The 15699-nt window shown below is 67.4% G+C and carries 14 protein-coding genes, 1 tRNA gene, 1 other RNA gene and 1 pseudogene; 7 read left to right on the top strand and 10 right to left on the bottom strand.

Annotation, left to right across the window (positions count from 1 at the left end):
• Positions 1-10: 10 nt before the first annotated feature.
• Together WKF39_RS11310 and WKF39_RS11305 are read right to left on the bottom strand one after the other, a co-directional pair.
• The gene (locus WKF39_RS11310; RefSeq protein WP_340388414.1) at positions 11-703 is read right to left on the bottom strand and encodes a response regulator transcription factor; all 693 of its coding nucleotides are present in this window, start codon (positions 701-703) and stop codon (positions 11-13) included.
• A 385-nt stretch (positions 704-1088) separates the two neighbouring features.
• A pseudogene (locus WKF39_RS11305) lies at positions 1089-1514 on the bottom strand (histidine kinase); the annotation flags it as partial.
• Between the two features lie 1258 nt (positions 1515-2772).
• On the opposite strand from WKF39_RS11305, the gene WKF39_RS11300 reads away from it, so the two are divergent.
• Complete coding sequence (locus WKF39_RS11300; RefSeq protein WP_340388412.1) at positions 2773-3138, top strand: hypothetical protein; 366 nt, start codon at positions 2773-2775, stop codon at positions 3136-3138.
• Positions 3135-3794 (top strand): hypothetical protein, encoded by a 660-nt coding sequence (locus WKF39_RS11295; protein WP_340388410.1) that lies wholly within the window; start codon positions 3135-3137, stop codon positions 3792-3794. The genes WKF39_RS11300 and WKF39_RS11295 overlap by 4 nt, the downstream gene beginning before the upstream one ends.
• Positions 3795-3872: 78 nt before the next feature.
• Here WKF39_RS11295 and WKF39_RS11290 read toward each other — a convergent pair whose 3' ends face one another.
• The gene (locus tag WKF39_RS11290; protein ID WP_340388408.1) at positions 3873-4859 is read right to left on the bottom strand and encodes an alpha/beta hydrolase; all 987 of its coding nucleotides are present in this window, start codon (positions 4857-4859) and stop codon (positions 3873-3875) included.
• Positions 4860-4909: 50 nt separating this feature from the next.
• Here WKF39_RS11290 and WKF39_RS11285 point away from each other — a divergent pair, with 50 nt between their 5' ends.
• The 3 genes from WKF39_RS11285 to WKF39_RS11275 all read left to right on the top strand — a co-directional run bounded on the left by WKF39_RS11285 (position 4910) and on the right by WKF39_RS11275 (position 8611).
• Entirely contained in the window at positions 4910-6223 is a 1314-nt protein-coding gene (locus WKF39_RS11285; protein WP_340388406.1) for a threonine/serine exporter family protein, read from the top strand.
• 71 nt (positions 6224-6294) lie between these two features.
• Positions 6295-7473, top strand: coding sequence for an acyl-CoA dehydrogenase family protein (locus tag WKF39_RS11280; RefSeq protein ID WP_340388404.1), 1179 nt, complete (start codon positions 6295-6297; stop codon positions 7471-7473).
• Position 7474: 1 nt separating this feature from the next.
• Complete coding sequence (locus WKF39_RS11275) at positions 7475-8611, top strand: acyl-CoA dehydrogenase family protein (protein ID WP_340388402.1); 1137 nt, start codon at positions 7475-7477, stop codon at positions 8609-8611.
• 104 nt (positions 8612-8715) lie between these two features.
• On the opposite strand, the gene ffs is transcribed toward WKF39_RS11275, so the two are convergent.
• An RNA gene (gene ffs / locus WKF39_RS11270) (signal recognition particle sRNA small type) lies at positions 8716-8812 on the bottom strand.
• A gap of 102 nt (positions 8813-8914) precedes the next feature.
• Here ffs and WKF39_RS11265 point away from each other — a divergent pair.
• A tRNA-Ser gene (locus WKF39_RS11265) sits at positions 8915-8999 on the top strand.
• 79 nt (positions 9000-9078) lie between these two features.
• Here WKF39_RS11265 and egtD read toward each other — a convergent pair.
• From egtD to WKF39_RS11245, 4 genes are read right to left on the bottom strand one after another with little or no spacing between them, the layout of a single operon-like run.
• Complete coding sequence (gene egtD / locus WKF39_RS11260; protein WP_340388400.1) at positions 9079-10050, bottom strand: L-histidine N(alpha)-methyltransferase; 972 nt, start codon at positions 10048-10050, stop codon at positions 9079-9081.
• Positions 10031-10819 carry an ergothioneine biosynthesis protein EgtC gene (gene egtC, locus WKF39_RS11255; RefSeq protein WP_340388398.1) on the bottom strand — a complete coding sequence of 263 codons (789 nt, stop codon included), beginning with the start codon at positions 10817-10819 and terminating at the stop codon, positions 10031-10033. The genes egtD and egtC overlap by 20 nt, the downstream gene beginning before the upstream one ends.
• A gap of 2 nt (positions 10820-10821) precedes the next feature.
• On the bottom strand, positions 10822-12159 hold the full coding sequence (egtB, locus tag WKF39_RS11250) for an ergothioneine biosynthesis protein EgtB (RefSeq protein ID WP_340388396.1): 1338 nt from the start codon (positions 12157-12159) through the stop codon (positions 10822-10824).
• Positions 12156-13415, bottom strand: coding sequence for a glutamate-cysteine ligase family protein (locus WKF39_RS11245; protein ID WP_340388394.1), 1260 nt, complete (start codon positions 13413-13415; stop codon positions 12156-12158). The genes egtB and WKF39_RS11245 overlap by 4 nt, the downstream gene beginning before the upstream one ends.
• Before the next feature lie 122 nt (positions 13416-13537).
• Here WKF39_RS11245 and WKF39_RS11240 point away from each other — a divergent pair, with 122 nt between their 5' ends.
• Positions 13538-14734, top strand: coding sequence for an aminotransferase class V-fold PLP-dependent enzyme (locus WKF39_RS11240; protein ID WP_340388392.1), 1197 nt, complete (start codon positions 13538-13540; stop codon positions 14732-14734).
• A 9-nt stretch (positions 14735-14743) separates the two neighbouring features.
• On the opposite strand, the gene WKF39_RS11235 is transcribed toward WKF39_RS11240, so the two are convergent.
• Positions 14744-14884, bottom strand: a complete 141-nt coding sequence (locus WKF39_RS11235) for a hypothetical protein (protein WP_340388390.1) — start codon at positions 14882-14884, stop codon at positions 14744-14746.
• Between the two features lie 77 nt (positions 14885-14961).
• A complete protein-coding gene (locus tag WKF39_RS11230) occupies positions 14962-15693 on the bottom strand; it encodes a PaaX family transcriptional regulator C-terminal domain-containing protein (protein ID WP_340388388.1) in 732 nt (243 codons plus the stop codon).
• Positions 15694-15699 lie beyond the last annotated feature (6 nt).

Genomic DNA, 15699 nt, shown 5'->3' with positions numbered 1-15699 from the left:
CGCCGAGTCATCAGGTGCGGCCGCGCGTGCCGTTATCCTGGCCCCGCCCCAGCCCTGCCTCACGCGCCAGCATCGCGGCCTGGGTTCGGTCGGCGACGTGGAGCTTGGAGAGGATGTTGGAGACGTGGTTGCTGATCGTCTTCGATGTCACGTCGAGCCGCCGGGCGATGACGGAGGTCGGCGCCGCCTCGGCCAGCAGGTCGAGGATCTCGAGCTCGCGCGCCGTGAGGTGCGGGAAGCGGGCAGCGGCTGACTCGGCTGCCGGTGACGTCAGCTGACTCAGCACACGTACGGCGATACCGGGCCCGAAGATCACCTCGCCCGCTGCGATCGCCCGGACCGCGCGGGCGATCTCATCCTGCTCGGCACCCTTGAGCAGGTACCCATGAGCGCCGGCCCGCACCGCAGCGAAGAGCGAGTCCTCGTCGTCGTACATCGTCAGCACGCAGACCCGCACGGATGGCGCCGCCCGTGCCAGCTCGCGGATGGCCGTGAAACCGTCGGTTCCGGGCATCTGCAGATCCATCAGCGCGACGTCCGGTCGATGCATCACGGCTTCGCGCACGGCCTCGCGACCATCGGCGGCGACTGCCACGACGTCGAACCCGTCGAGCGAGGTCAGGACGCCGACCAAGCCGGATCGGACGACAGGATGGTCGTCGGCGACGAGGACGCGGATCACGCCAGCTCCATCGGAAGACATACCGCACCTCCCCGCCACTCGGGCCGGGACCCACCTCGCAGCTGCCGCCCAGCAGGGCGACCCTCTCGCGCATCCCCACGATTCCGACGCCGGGCAGCCACGCGGTCGAGCTGCCCCCGTCGTCGAGCACTTCGCAGTGCAGTCCGGCCTCGTCGGCGCCGAGCCGCACCACGACAGACGTCGCACGAGAGTGCCGTATGACGTTGGTGAGGGCCTCGGTGGCGATCCGGTAGGCCGCCTGCTCGACTGCGTGAGGCAGCGGTGGGAGATGAACGGCTTCCACCACGGTCCGCAGCTCGGCACCGTCGGACCGGCGGCTGACCTGGTCCGCGCGGATGCGCAGCGCCTCGACGAGCCCGTAGGAGTCCAAGGAGGGTGAGCCAAGATTGTCAACGATCCGGCGTACCTCATGTATCGCGGATCTTGTGTCGGATCGCACCTCGGAGAGTCTGTCCTGGAGCGCGGCGTCCGCTGCTCCGCCGGCAAGGTTGGCGGCGGTGTCGGCCGACAGCGCCACGCCCGTCAGCAGCGGTCCCAGCCCGTCGTGCAGCTCGCGCCGGAGCCGACGACGCTCCTCCTCACGGGCGCCCACAAGCCGATCGCGGGAGAGCTGCAGCTGCTCGAGCAGAGTGGTGGCGTGCACCGCGGTGGACAGCGGCCCGGAGAGCAACGTGAGCACGCGCTCGTCGGCCGGGTCGAGCCGAGATTCGCCCCGGCGAAGGCCGACGACCAGCGTCCCTCCCTCAAGGGGCAATTCGGCCGAAGGCCCAACCAGCACCCCGCCGGTCGCGAGTGGCTGACCATCGACCATGACGCCCACAAAGGGCAGGCGGAGCGCCTTCGCAATCTCCCCCAGCGTCTCGGACAGCCCAGCACCGAGCGAGCGGCCAACACGGGAGGCGACTTTCAGCGGGTCCCCGCGCTCCCCATAGAGCAGCTGGTCGACCCCGGCTTGAAGCCGTGAGCGCAGCGGGAGAGCGATCAGGGCTACCACTAGTGCGGAGGCGACGTCGGAGAGCACGACCACCAGGCCGGCGTAGGCTGCAAGGACCAGCCCGGAGAGCAACCCATAGGTGAGTCCGCGGGCCACCACCAGGCGGATGTCGAGCAGCTGGTGACGCAGCACCCCGGCGGCAACTGCTGCGGGAAGCAGCGGAATCGTGAACAGCACGGCCAGAGGCGTGCCCGCGACCAAGGCCCACGGGACGACCGCTGCGACGATCACCGCAGCTGCAGCGACCAGCCACAACAGCTGACGACGAACGACCTCGTTGCCATGCCGATACCGGACGACCAGACATGCCACCCCGATCAGCACCGAGAGCGCCCACCGTACATCGCTGACAGTCCACAACCAGGCCAAGGAGTCGTACGTTCCCTCGTCGAGCGTCAGGTACGACCTCGCGATACCGGCTGGGGCCTCCGGATCCAACCCGATCTCGAGCACGAACAACGGGGCAGTGACCGACACGGCGATTGCGACGAGTCGCCAACGCCGTGACGCGACTCGACCATCGGGAAGCAGCAGGAGCGAGATCGGGATCAAGGTGATGTTGACCGGCCATGCCCACTGGAACACGGTCGAGTCGAGCCGCTGGACCCACTCCGCGGCGCCACGGTCATGGAGCAGCTGACCCAGCGGCGCGGCCAGCGCGGACATCGTCTGGCAGACACCGCCGACGGCATACATCCAGCCGAGCGCCGACGACGGTCGATGCCACGCGATCAATGCTCCGCACAGACCAAAGCTGAGACCGATGAGGATGTTGCTGACGACGAACGCCTCGAGCGCGTCGGTGAAGGTCCAGTCGACCGCTCTCACGCCCACGATCGCGCCGGCCGCGGCAAGAACCGCAGCGATGCCCAGTGCCCCGGCGAGCAATCTTCTACGCATCGAACACCTCCTGCGGCTTCGGCTGACAATACCGCTGCACACCGGTGTGATTCCGGGAAATCTTCCCGACTGACGCGGAGATCTCCTTGACCTGCCGGGAACGTTCCTCTGACTTCCGGGCCGTGGCGCGTTGGACGGTGGCTGACAACAGCCACCTCTCGAAGGGATCAGCATCATGATGAACACTTCTCGCACCACCGGCCGACGCCTCGGGCTCGCGATCTTCGGATTCCTGTCTGTCGGGGACATCGCGACCCTCGCCATCACAGACGGCGAGACGCCGCCTTACGCCGTCGCCGCGGTAGGAGCTCTGCTGGGGCTCGTGTCGCTCGTGCTCGCGATCCAGGCCTTTCGCGACCCGAGCAAGCCGCTCCGCCTGTTGATCGGGCTGCGCGTCCTGTCCGCCATCACCGTGTTGCCCGCGTTCTTCGTCTCCGACGTGCCGGTTGGCGCACAGGCAGCCGCCGCAGGCGTAGTCGTCCTTACGGCCGCGGGCGTCCTGCTCGTGGCCGGTGGTCACAGAGTGACGGTGGCGTCATGACCACTACGCCTGCGCCGTCGCGTGCCCGCTCGATCCCTCTGGCCACGTGGGGCATGGCCCTCTTGTTGCCCATCGGGCCTGCAGCGATCGCCGTACTCAGGCTGATCCTGCCGTACTACACCGAGAGCGACTCGGCCGGAATGGTCGACGCGGTCTATGCGGATCCGGGACGACAGAGCGCGGTCCTGTGGCTGGCGTACATCGGCATCCTCACACTCGTGCCGGGGCTCTTCGCAGCAGCACGGGTCTGCCGCGGCCCGTCCCCGCGTCTGACGACCTGGGCGTTGGCGTTCAGCGTGCCCGGCTACCTGTCACTCGGGATGCTCGTGGGTGCTGACCACCTCCTCTGGAGCGCGTCAGACGCCGGTTTGTCGCGAGCCGATGCCGTCGCGATGGTCGATGCAGCTCACGCGTCAATCGATGTCGCCATCGGCGTGTTCGTCCTGGGTCACGTGATCGGCACGGTGCTCCTCGGACTGGCGCTCCTCCGATCCGGCCGGATCCCGGCGTGGGCGGGTTGGGCGATCATCGTCTCCCAGCCGCTGCACTTCACCGCCACCGTGATCCTCGGCAGCCCGCAGGTCGACTTCGTCGCTTGGAGCCTCACCGCCGTGGGTATGGCCGTCGTCGCCCGCGAGGTGCTGAAGGACAGATGACTGGTCAGAGGAAGGGTTTGTCCAGAGCTCGGTGGGCCCGGTCCGACAGTGACGACGCCGCCGGACCGGGGCACAGCCTCATGCGGGAATCAGACGCGTCGTCCGCAACCACCCGTCGACCGCGGCGTAGGCGGCCTTGCGCGGCCCGTCCTTGGAGATGAAGACGTCGTGCCGCGCACCGTCGATCGGCACGACCGAGACGTGATCGCCCAGGCATCCGGCCCATCGCGCGATCTGCTTGACGTCGAGCACGGCATCGGCGTCGTCGACCTCGGCGGAGTACTTCGCGGCAAACCTGGTCTTCGTCGACCGCAGCACCAAGGACGGCACCCCGACATCCAGACCCTTGTGCAGCTCGGCATGCCCACGTCGGATCGCGGTCAGCCAGCCATACGACACCGGGAACCCTTCCAGTGGCTTGAAGACCGTGTTGAAGTCCCACTCGCCGTGGGCGCTGCTGTGCAGGCTCGTGCCGTAGGCATCGGTGTGTGGCAGCTTCATGAACGACTTGGGCCGGATTCGCGCCGCGACGGCAATCGCCGCGGTGCCGACCGAGCGCATCCAGGGCTTGCCCTGCAGGTCGAACCACGGGCTGTTGAGCACCAGCCCGACGACGCCGGCGCCCGTGGTGCCTCCCGGGCGGGCGTTGAGCCGGTCCAGCCACAGCGGCAGGATGAGTCCGCCGGTCGAGTGTGCGGACAGGACGACGGGCTTGTCCCCGGTCTCGTCCCGGATGATCGACAGCGCCTCATCGAGCTCAGCGTCATAGAGCGCGAGGTCCGAGACGTAGTGGCCGGTCTGGCCCTCGCGGCGCGAACGACCGCACTTGCGCAGGTCGAGCGCATAGAACGCAAAGCCGCGCTCGGCGAAGAAGTCGGCGAGCTCCTTTTGGAAGAAGTAGTCGCTGAACCCGTGGACGTACAGGACGGCGGCGTCGTAGGTCTTGCCAGGGGCGCGCCGAACGAGGGTCGCCTCGACGAGACCCTCGCCGTCGGGGTCCTCCCCGAGTGGGATCGTGCGCCGCTGATAGCCGTCGCCCAGCTCATCGGGAACCCAATCGGTCATTCGGCACTCCTCGTTTGAACACGGACGTCGGACCCAACAGTATGGGAAGGGTGATCGAGACACGCGAGGTGCAGCGCACGCTCGACCTCGCCCTGCGGGTCGGTGAGATGCTGCTCTCCAACGGGGCCGGAGCCGCAGATGTCACCGCCACGATGTCGTCGATCGCACATCACCTGGGCCTGCGGCAGACCCTCGTCGATGTCACGTTCACGACGGTGCACCTGAGCTATCAGCCGACTCCCGACGACCCCGTGGTCTCGGCCACCCGTCACGTCACACATCGTGAGACCGACTTCGACGACCTGACCCGGGTGGACCACCTCGTCACCGATCTGCTGTCGGGCGAGATCGACCTCGACGAGGCCCGCATCCGGATCGCCCAGATCTCCTCGACGGGTCACCGGACACCCCGCTGGGCCGTGACGCTGAGCTGGGGATTCATCGGAGCAGGCGTCGCGATGCTGATCGGAGGCAGCTGGATCGTCGCCCTGATCGCCGCGGTGGCAGCTGTCGGCATCGAGATCCTGCAGCGCTTCCTCTCCCGCCTCCGGCTCCCGTTCTTCTATGCGCAGGTCGCCGGCGGGCTGTTCGCCTCGCTGCTGGCGGTCAGCGCCTCGGCCGTCGACATCGCCGCCGACCCCTCGCTGGTCATCACCGCCAGCATCGTGATGCTGCTGGCCGGGCTCGGCTTCATCGGCGCGATCCAGGATGCTCTCACGGACTTCTACATCACGGCCGTGGCCCGCATCCTGGAGGTCATGATCTCGACCGTCGGGGTCATCGTCGGGGTCAGCGGCGGACTCACGGTCGGCGGGATGCTGGGGGTCGACATCGCGCTCGACCCCGGCGCATCGGGCCTGTCACGCTTCCCCCTCATGGTGGCCGGAGCGGCGCTGAGCGCGGCAGCCTTCGCGTTCGCGGCCTACGCCCCCGGGCGCGTCCTGCTGCCGATCGCCGGGATCGCCGGTGTCGCGTCCGCGATCTATCTGCTTCTCGCCGAGAGCGACCTCGGGCGGGCGTGGCCGGCCGCCATTGCCGCAATCTTCATCGGCCTGGTGAGCTATGCCGTCGCAGGATGGGCTCGTGTCCCGCCGCTGGTCATCGTGGTCGCCGGGATCGTGCCGCTTCTGCCGGGCCTGTCGATCTATCGTGGGCTGTCGCTGCTGGCTGACAACGACTACACCGGCATCCTCGAGATGATCACCGCCATTGCGATCGCGATCTCGCTCGCCGCCGGCGTGATCCTCGGAGAATACGTCGCCCAGCCCCTGGGTCGTGAGGCTCGGCGGCTCGAACAGCGACTGGCCGGGCCTCGACTCGTCGGGCCGCTGCGAGCGCGGGCGGTTCGAAAGAAGATGCGCTGACCGTGCAGATAGTTCTGCCCAACACCTAGACTCGTGCTGCGCCACGAGGCGCGATCGCCGAGGAGCCGTATATGAAACTGCAGCTGTCAGCCGAGGACGCCGCTTTCCGCGAAGAGATGCGGGACTTCTTCCGGACCAAGGTCCCCCAGCACATCCGCGACACCGTCGCCGCCCGTCGTGAGCTCAGCAAGGAGCAGATCGTCGAGTCGGTGCAGGTCATGAATGCCGCCGGCATCGCCGTGCCCAACTGGCCGGTCGAGTGGGGCGGCAAGGACTGGACTCCCCTGCAGCGCCACATCTGGCACGAGGAGATGCAGCTGGCCTGCGTCCCGCCGCCGCTGGCGTTCAACGCATCGATGGTCGGTCCGGTCATCGCGGCGTTCGGCTCCCAGGAGGTCAAGGAGCGCTTCCTGCCCAAGACCGCCAATCTCGACATCTGGTGGTCGCAGGGATTCTCCGAGCCCGACGCCGGGTCCGATCTCGCCTCGCTGCGTACGACCGCGGTCAAGGAGGGCGACGAGTACGTCGTCAACGGCCAGAAGACCTGGACGACCCTGGGGCAGTACGGCGACTGGATCTTCACGCTGGTCCGCACCGACCCCGAGGTCAAGAAGCAGGCCGGCATCTCATTCCTCCTGATCGACATGACGTCACCGGGTGTCGAGGTGCGCCCGATCGAGCTGATCGACGGCGGCGTCGAGGTCAACGAGGTCTGGTTCGAGGACGTACGCGTCCCGGCCGAGAATCTCGTGGGCGAGGAGAACAAGGGCTGGGACTACGCCAAGTTCCTGCTCGGCAACGAGCGCGTCGGCGTGGCGCCGGTCGGCTCGACCAAGCGCACGCTGTCGCAGGCCAAGGAGGTCGCCAAGACCGCTGGCCCGGGCGGCACGTCGCTGTTGGACGATCCGTTGGTCGCAGCCCAGTTCGCGGATCTGGAGAACGAGCTGCTCGCGCTCGAGCTCACGGCCCTGCGGGTTGTCGCGAACTCCGCCGACGGCAAGCCGCACCCCGCCTCGTCGGTCCTCAAGCTGCGCGGCACCGAGCTCCAGCAGGCCGTCACCGAACTCGTGGTCGATCTCGCCGGACCTGCCTCGCTGGCCTCGGGCGCCGGTGATGGTTCAGACATCGCCGACTGGGCTCGCGTCGCGACACCCAACTACCTCAACTTCCGCAAGGCGTCGATCTATGGCGGCTCCAACGAGGTGCAACGACAAATCATCGCCGGCACGATCCTGGGACTGAGGGGCTGACATGGACTTCCTACTGGACTCCGAGCAAGAGGCACTCCGCGACGCCGTTCGCGGCCTGCTGGCCAAGGCATACGACACCTCCGAGACCCGCCGCGCCGCCACCAAGAAGGACCCGGGCTGGGACGAGAAGACCTGGCAGCGACTCGCCGAGATGGGGGTCCTCGGGCTTCCCTTCGCGGAGGAGGACGGCGGCATGGGTGCGGGACCGGCCGAGGTGTCGATCGTCGCCGAGGAGATCGGGCGGGTCATCGCGCCTGAGCCGTTCGTGGAGGCGGTCGTGCTGGCCGGCGGCCTCGTCGCCGCCGCAGGCACTGCAGAGCAGCGCGCCGAGATCATCGGCGCCCTGGCCGAGGGCACGCTCGTCCCCGCCTTCGCCCACACCGAGCCCGGCTCCCGCTACGACCTGGCCGCTTCCGGCGTCACCGCCGCCGAGTCCGGCGACAGCTGGACGCTGACCGGCGTCAAGGAGCCCGTCCTGGGCGGTGAGCGTGCCGACCTGCTGATCGTCAGTGCTGCGGTCGACGGCGGGACAGGCCTGTTCGTCGTCAAGGGTGACGCCGACAACCTCACGCGTACGAGCTACACGACGTACGACGGTGGCCGTGCCGCGCACGTCGCGTTCGCCGGCACGGTCGCGACCCCGCTCGGCGCGGCGGGCGCCGATCAGACCGAGGCGATCGCCGCGACGGTCGCGCGTGCCCAGATCGCATACGGCCATGAGTCGCTCGGCGCGATGGACACCGCCCTCAAGACGACCACGGAGTACCTCAAGACGCGCAAGCAGTTCGGCGTGCCGCTGATGACGTTCCAGGCGCTGACCTTCCGGGCCGCCGACATGTATGTCTCGCTGGAGCTGGCACGCAGCACCGTCAGCTGGGCCACGCTGGTGCTCCTCGACGGCGGCGACGCGGCCCAGGCCGCATCGCGGGCCAAGCTGCAGGTCAGCAAGGCGGGGCGGCACATCGGCCAGGAAGCCATCCAGCTTCACGGCGGCATCGGCATGACCGCCGAGTACAGCGTCGGTCACTACATGAGCCGGCTCACCGCGATCGACCACACACTCGGCGACGGCCGGCACCACCTCAACCAGCTGATGGCGAACCTCGTCGACCACACCGTCGTCGAGCCCCTCCCCTGAGCTCCGGCCCCCGTCGGCGGTGAGTTATCGACCATTCGGGCGTCTCGTCTGGACGCTAGGTCACCGACCGTGGGGCGGTGTATGAATCGACCGGCGGGCGAGCATGAAAGGACCCCTCGCGCACCCGACAGAGGTCACTGACCCTTGCTGCCTTCCGGCCCTGGGGGAGTTGGGTGATGTGTCGCCGCGCGAGGGGCTGCGTTCATCATACGGAGCCGTCTCGTACGCACTCAAGCCGGGCTTTGGGCCATCACCGACATGCCGAGTCATCAGCGGACCGACACGACCGGTAACCTCGTTCGCGGAGGATTCGCATAGTGGCCTAGTGCGCTCGCTTGGAAAGCGGGTTGAGTGAAAGCTCTCAGGGGTTCGAATCCCCTATCCTCCGCAGCAGAATCCCGCCTCTGGAATCGCCGCAGATTCCTCGGGCGGGATTTCTCGTTCCTGACCCCATGACGTCCTGGCGCTCAGGTGGCTCGAGCCAACGAGAGGGCGAAGCGGCCTTCGGGGTCGGTCCACCAGGAGTCCGGGCTGAAGCCCGCGGCTGTGAGCTCACGCTCGATGCCCTCCCGGCGGAACTTGGATGAGATCTCGGTCCGGATTTCCTCGCCGGCCGCAAGCTCGATCTGCAGGTCGAGGTCCGCAAGTGTGACGGTCGCTGCGGCAGTGGCCCGAAGCCTCATCTCGATCCACTCGTTCTCCGCATCCCAGACCGCGACATGCCGGTAGTTGGGGAGGTCGAAGTCGCCGCTCAGCTCTCTGTTGAGAACCGCAAGCACATTGCGGTTGAACTCAGCGGTGACGCCGGCCGCGTCGTCGTAGGCCGGAACCAGGGCTGCCGGGTCCTTGACCAGGTCGACGCCGAGCAGGAACCATTCGCCGGGCTCGAGGGTGTTGTGCAGGTCCCCGAGGAACGTGGCGCGCTCCTTGGGGAAGAAGTTGCCGATCGTGCCGCCGAGGAACACCACCATCCGTGGGGCTTGGCCGGGGATGTGGCCGAGGTGTTCGGTGAAGTCTCCGACAACTCCATGCAGGCCCAGCGCCGGGTAGTCGGTGTGCAGTGCCTCGACCGCGTCGCGCAGCGCTGTCTCGGAGACGTCCAACGGCACAAACTCGCGCAGCGACCCCTCCCCCTGCAGGGCGTCGAGCAAGAGGCGGGTCTTGTCCGATGATCCCGACCCGAGTTCCACCAGCGTGTGGACGCCGGTGCGTCGGGCGATGTCTCCGGCGTAGGCGTCGAGGATCGAGCGCTCCGCCCTGGTCGGGTAGTACTCAGGAAGCCGGGTGATCTCCTCGAACAGGTCGCTGCCCCGCTTGTCGTAGAACCATTTCGGCGGCAACCACTTGGGGCTGCTCGTCAGCCCACGAAGAGCGTCCGCGCGAAGCGACCGATCGGCATGGTCGTGGGTCAGGTAGACGTCAACTCTTGGCGCGTTCATGGCCGTCCTTGGTCGCTGGATTGTCGAGGGACTGGATTGAGCATTGGCTTGCCGTTGCCTCGAGCAGGCTGAGCTCGGGCACCGGCTGCCACCCTTCTTGGTCGGGATCGATGGGTTCGGAGCTGACCGTCACGCTCCGATCGCCCTGGCGATACCACAGGGCATGGCCGGCGGTGGTAGCCGCGATGGTGACACCGTCGTTGAGCAGGAGGTTCAACCGCGAGCCTGGGGCCAACGCGAGCACTTCGTCGGCGACGCCAGCCAATGCCCTGGCCGCGGACTGCCCTTCGCCCAATCGCTGGCGCACCAAGGCCCACAGGAAGGCAGAGTCCGTGGGCGCACACAACGTCATGAGGTCCACCGCAAGCAGGTCGTCAGCCAAGACCGCGACCGAGGCCGGCCAGCCGGCCACCACTCCGTTGTGACTGAACATCCAGGGCCCCTCGACGAACGGGGCGCAGGCTGTGTGAGTCACCGGCATACCGACCGTTGCGCTACGAACCGCCGCCAGGATCGCACCCGATGAGACCGATGCCGCCAGGTCGGGCAGCGAAGCATCGGACCAGATCGGAATCTCTCGCCGATAGCGCCGTGCGGCTCCGCCTGTCTCGGTATCGATCCAGCCGACGCCGAAGCCGTCAGCATTGATGGTCCCCCCTCCCCGCATCTCACGGGGTGCCCATGACTGGTGCAGAAGGGAATGGGGGCCGAGCAGCACCATCTCGGCCAGCGTGACGGGTGGCCCGAGATAGGCGAGGTGGCGGCACATGGTCAGCTCAACTCTTCGGGCCGGGCGTCGCGCGCGCACCGGAATCCGGAGAAGATCTGCCGGCGGATCGGGAGGTCCCAATTACGGAACGTGCCGCGGACGGCCACGGCATCGGCGCCGAACGATCCTCCGCGGAGCACCTTGTAGTCCGAGCCGAAGAAGACGAGCGAGTATTCGGCATACGGAAAGACCGTGAAGCCCGGATAGCCGCTGAAGTTGCTCGACGTCCATTCCCAGACGTCGCCGATGAGTTGATGCACGCCAAGTGGTGAGGCGCCGCCGGGGTAGGCACCAGCCTCGGCAGGACGCAGATGCCGTTGGCCGAGGTTCGCATGGTCGGGTCCCGGGTCCTCATCCCCCCACGGGTATCGCCGCGAACGTCCGGTGGCCGGATCCCAGCGCGCCGCCTTCTCCCACTCGACTTCGGTGGGCAGTCGCTTGCCTGCCCACCGGGCATACGCGTCCGCCTCATGGAAGGACACATGCATGACCGGCTCTTGCACAGGCACCTGCTCCCGCACGCCGAATCGCACGCGCCACCAGGTGTCGCCGTCACGTTCCCAGAACAGCGGCCCGGTCAGCCTGCTCTTCACCCGGTGAGCCCATCCCTCGGCATTCCACCACCGTGGCTCGTCGTAGCCACCGGCCTCGATGAAGGCAAGATATTGGCCGTTGGTCACCGCCGCCGTGTCGATGAAGTAGTCAGCAACATCGACCATGTGGGCAGGGCGTTCGTTGTCCAGTGCCCACGGTTCGGTGGAGGTGCCCATCGTGAAAGGACCAGCCGGAACCAGGACCTCCGAGGCAGGAAGCCGGGTGCCTGGCGGGGGCGACGCAGCATGCAGGCTCGCCGCGCCAGCACGCAGTTGATGCGTGGCCAGCATGGTCTCGGCATGCTGTTGCTCGTGCTGCGCGATCATGCCGAAGGCAAATGCCTGCTCCAGAAGAGGGCGTCCGTCCAAGGGGCTGTGCTCGAGGACGTCGAACACCTTGTCACGCACTTCGCTCACATAGTGGCGGGCTTCGGCCGGCCCGAGCAGGGGAAGCGAAGGTCGGTCCGTGCGCGCATGCTTGAAGGCGTCGTACAACTCATCGATGTCCTGCCGGACCGGGGCGCGACCACCCACGTCGCGGACCAACCACAACTCCTCCTGGTTGCCGATATGGGCCAAGTCCCAGACCAACGGCGACATCAATGGGGAGTGCTGGCGCACCAGGTCCTCATCATCAACGGCGTCGGTCAACATCTGACTGCGGTTGCGGGACCGGGTCAACACTTCTGCAACGTGGGAACGCCAGTCTTCGGGTGTGCGGTCTGCTGCGGATGGGGCGATTGTCATGCCGACCACCTCCGGGTCGAAGAACTCGTCCCGACGCGGCGCGCCAGGTCGTCGATCACCTGAGCCTGTTGGGCGGAAGTGAAGTCAAGACAGTCCAGAGAATCGGCGCCGAGCTGGGCGATCTGGGCCGCGGTATGCCGCAGGGCCGGATCGGCCATGCCTTCGCGCGCCGCCTCCAACCATCGGCCCGCCGTGGACTCGGTGAGATCCAGGACCCGGTCGACCGTGGACGGCCGGGCCATCAAGGCCGAAAGGAGGGCAAAGGGCGTCACCCACCCGGATCCGGCCTGCATGTCCAGGTATCGGATCTCGAGATAACCCTTGGGTCGCACCGGCGGGAAAAGCGTCGTCAGGTGGTAGTCGAGGTCGTCATACGTCGGGTGGCGTCCCACCGACCCGGGCTCGGAAACCCAGCGCGCGAACGTCAGCCCTGGGGGGGCAGCCCACGACGGGCCATCACCGCGGACGCAGATCACCGGGGCCTCCATGGCCATCCGGGCCCACTGGGCGGCCGGATCATCTGTCGGTGCGGGCGGTGAGGTGAAGGGCGGGCAGGTGCCAAGGGTTGCCCTCAGTCGTGAGGAGGCCCAGCCGGTGCGATGCCCGCCGTGCTCAGGCGAATTGGCGAACAGTGCCACCAACGCGGGACCAAGAGCGTGAGCCGCCCGCCAACGTCTGGCGACGTCCTCGCCTTCGCCAGCATCGAGGCAGACTTGCATCGATGCGGTGCTGCACATCATGTGCACGCCCTGCGGCCCGACTCGGTCGAACGCGGACTGCATGGCGTCATAGCGCGGGAGACACAGCAACCTCATGGGCGGGCGGTGCGAGTCGATCCCGTGTTGACCGACCACGAATCCATATGTGTCGAGGAGGCCGGCGAGCTCGGATGCGTCCGTTGAGGCGGCAGCAATCAGAGCGGCGGGTGAGACGAAGGGTGGCGGTGAGATCTCGACCTGACCACCGGGTTCAACGGTGACGAGGGAGCCGCCAGAAAGAGGGGCGTGGGTGCTTTGCGGGTTGATTGTCTTGGGCGCGTGTTCCCCAAGGGCCAAACTCACATCGTTTGCGACCAAAGGACGGCCGGGATCGTTGCGGTGGTGCAGTGTCCACTCGAGCTCGACCCCGTGGAGCCGGGGAGGGCCGTGCTTGAAACAGATCATCGCCACATAGGCCTCGGCCTGATCGCGATCGAAAATCTGCGTCGACGGCGAATCCGGGAGCTGCGATGTGGTTGTGCCTACTGGTGCACCCATGGTTCGAGAAGTTACAACCCGCCTACCGACAAAAACAACCGTGGAGGTTGAGCCGTCACAGGTTGGTCAGCAGATATTCGCCTGCGAGCCCGACGGACATGGCTCCGGGCTAGCGTGTCGACATGGATTTCGATCTCGATCGGGCCCGTCACGACACGCCGGGCGCGAACAATGTTGCGCACCTGAACAATGCCGGAGCGGCGTTGCCGCCGACACAGGTCACGGAGGCGGTCATCGCTCACCTTCGGCGGGAGGCCGAGATCGGCGGGTACGAAGCCGCCGAGGACGCCGCGGGACAGGTCGAATCGACATACGCGGCCATCGCGCGACTGCTCAATTGCACGACGGATGAGGTTGCGCTCGTGGAGAATGCAACGCGAGCCTGGGACATGGCGTTCTACGGGATGTCCTTCGCGCCCGGCGATCGAATCCTCACCGGTCGTGCGGAGTACGCCAGCAACGTCATCGCCTTCCTACAGGCCGCGGCGCGAACGGGCGCGAGGGTCGAGGTCGTCGATGACGATGAGCACGGCCAGATCTCGATCGCGGATCTGCGCCGTCGTGTCGAGATCGGGCACGGCGGTGCAGGCACGGTGAAACTGATCGCCGTCACGCACGTACCGTCACACGGCGGGCTGGTAAATCCTGTCGAGGAAGTCGGAGCGGTCGCTCGCGAGGCTGGCGTGCCGTTCTTGTTGGATGCGTGCCAGTCGGTTGGCCAGATGCCGATTGATGTTGAGCGCATCGGCTGCGACATGCTGACGGCGACGGGTCGCAAATTCCTGCGAGGCCCACGCGGCACGGGGTTTCTCTACGTGCGTTCCTCGATGATCGAACGTCTAGAGCCGCCATTCCTCGACCTTCATGCCGCGACGTGGACTGCCCCCGACCAGTTCAGGGTTCGCACGGATGCGCGCCGTTTCGAGACCTGGGAGACCAACTACGCCGGCAGAATCGGTCTGGGTGTCGCCGTCGACTACGCCCTGAGCTGGGGTCTTGACGCGATCGAGACACGCGTGACAGCACTTGCCGACGTGCTGCGCGGGCGGCTGAAGTCCGTCGAGGGTGTGCGGGTCCATGATCAGGGCAAGCGGCGGTGCGGCCTCGTCACCTTCACGGTCGCAGGGGTCGGCGCCCAGGAGGTGCACAAGCAGTTGCGCGGGCGGAGCGTCAACACCAGCGTGTCTCTCGCTGACTACGCCCGATTCGACCTTCCCCAACGGGGCGTACGGGACCTGGTTCGCGCTTCCGCCCACTACTACAACGACGAACAGGAGATCGACCAGCTCATCGACGCCCTGCCTGCGCCCCGTTCATGACTGCTCGGTTCAGGAGGCGAACGCATCGTCGTCACCTCGCGACCCGGGGTCGGGGATGGACCAGTCCCGCGGCACCGAGGAGCCGAGTTCTTCGTAGGCGTTGTCGCACCCCGCGATGACGAAGTCATCACCGTCGATGATGTCGGTCAAGACAAGAGTCCTCAGTGAGGACGTGAGCAAGCTGAGGCACGCCCCTGACTGAGGTGGACCGTCGCAACGCCCCAGAATCAGCCCGTCGACAACCCGCTCAGGCCCAGGAGCTCGGCCCTGAAGGCCGCGTAGGCCTCGCGGAGCTCCTGACCCGGCCAGTCCCGGGGCAGCACCTCCGCGGGGAGCAGCGGATCGTCGACCAGGTGCCGTACGACCGCGGCGGCCAGTGCGAGCCGCCCGGCGAGGACATCGGTGCGGGCGAGCCCGGCGGCAAGCTCTCGGCCTGTGTGGGCCCATCGATCGAGGTCGAACAGGGTGCGAGCAAGTTCGTCGGCGGGGCGCGTCGGCGTGGCCGACAGAACTTCCAGGCTGCCGACCAGTGATTCGGGGGGCGTCCAGTCCAGATTGGCCGGGCGCATCCAGACCCCCTCACGGAGCTCGCCGAACCGGGCGGTCGTCATGCTGTGACGCAGGCTCGCGCGGGTCGCGGAGTCGGCGCCGACGGTCGTGACGGCGGCGACGTGCCAGGTCCCGTCCCACGTCTTGGGTGCCCGCTCGATGGCGTCATCTTGTCGGGCCTGGCGCTCGATGAGGCGCGGGGTCAGCCGATAGACCGAGTTGCGTCGCTCAAGGTCTCCCGACGCCACCATTCGCGAAAGGGCCACGCGGACGGCGGGCTCGCTGATGCCGACCCGCAGGCCCCACATGACGATCTCGCTCCCGGCAGCTTCGGGAGGATGCGCCCCGAGAAGCACGCTGAGGATGGCCGACCGAGCCGTCAGCGGGCGGACCTCGGCCAGCACAGACATGGGTCC

This window comes from Aeromicrobium sp. (genome assembly GCF_037719875.1).
Taxonomy (GTDB): Bacteria; Actinomycetota; Actinomycetes; order Propionibacteriales; family Nocardioidaceae; genus Aeromicrobium.
The sequence above is the reverse complement of the archived record's forward strand: the minus strand, read 5'-3'. Positions and strand labels throughout refer to the sequence as shown.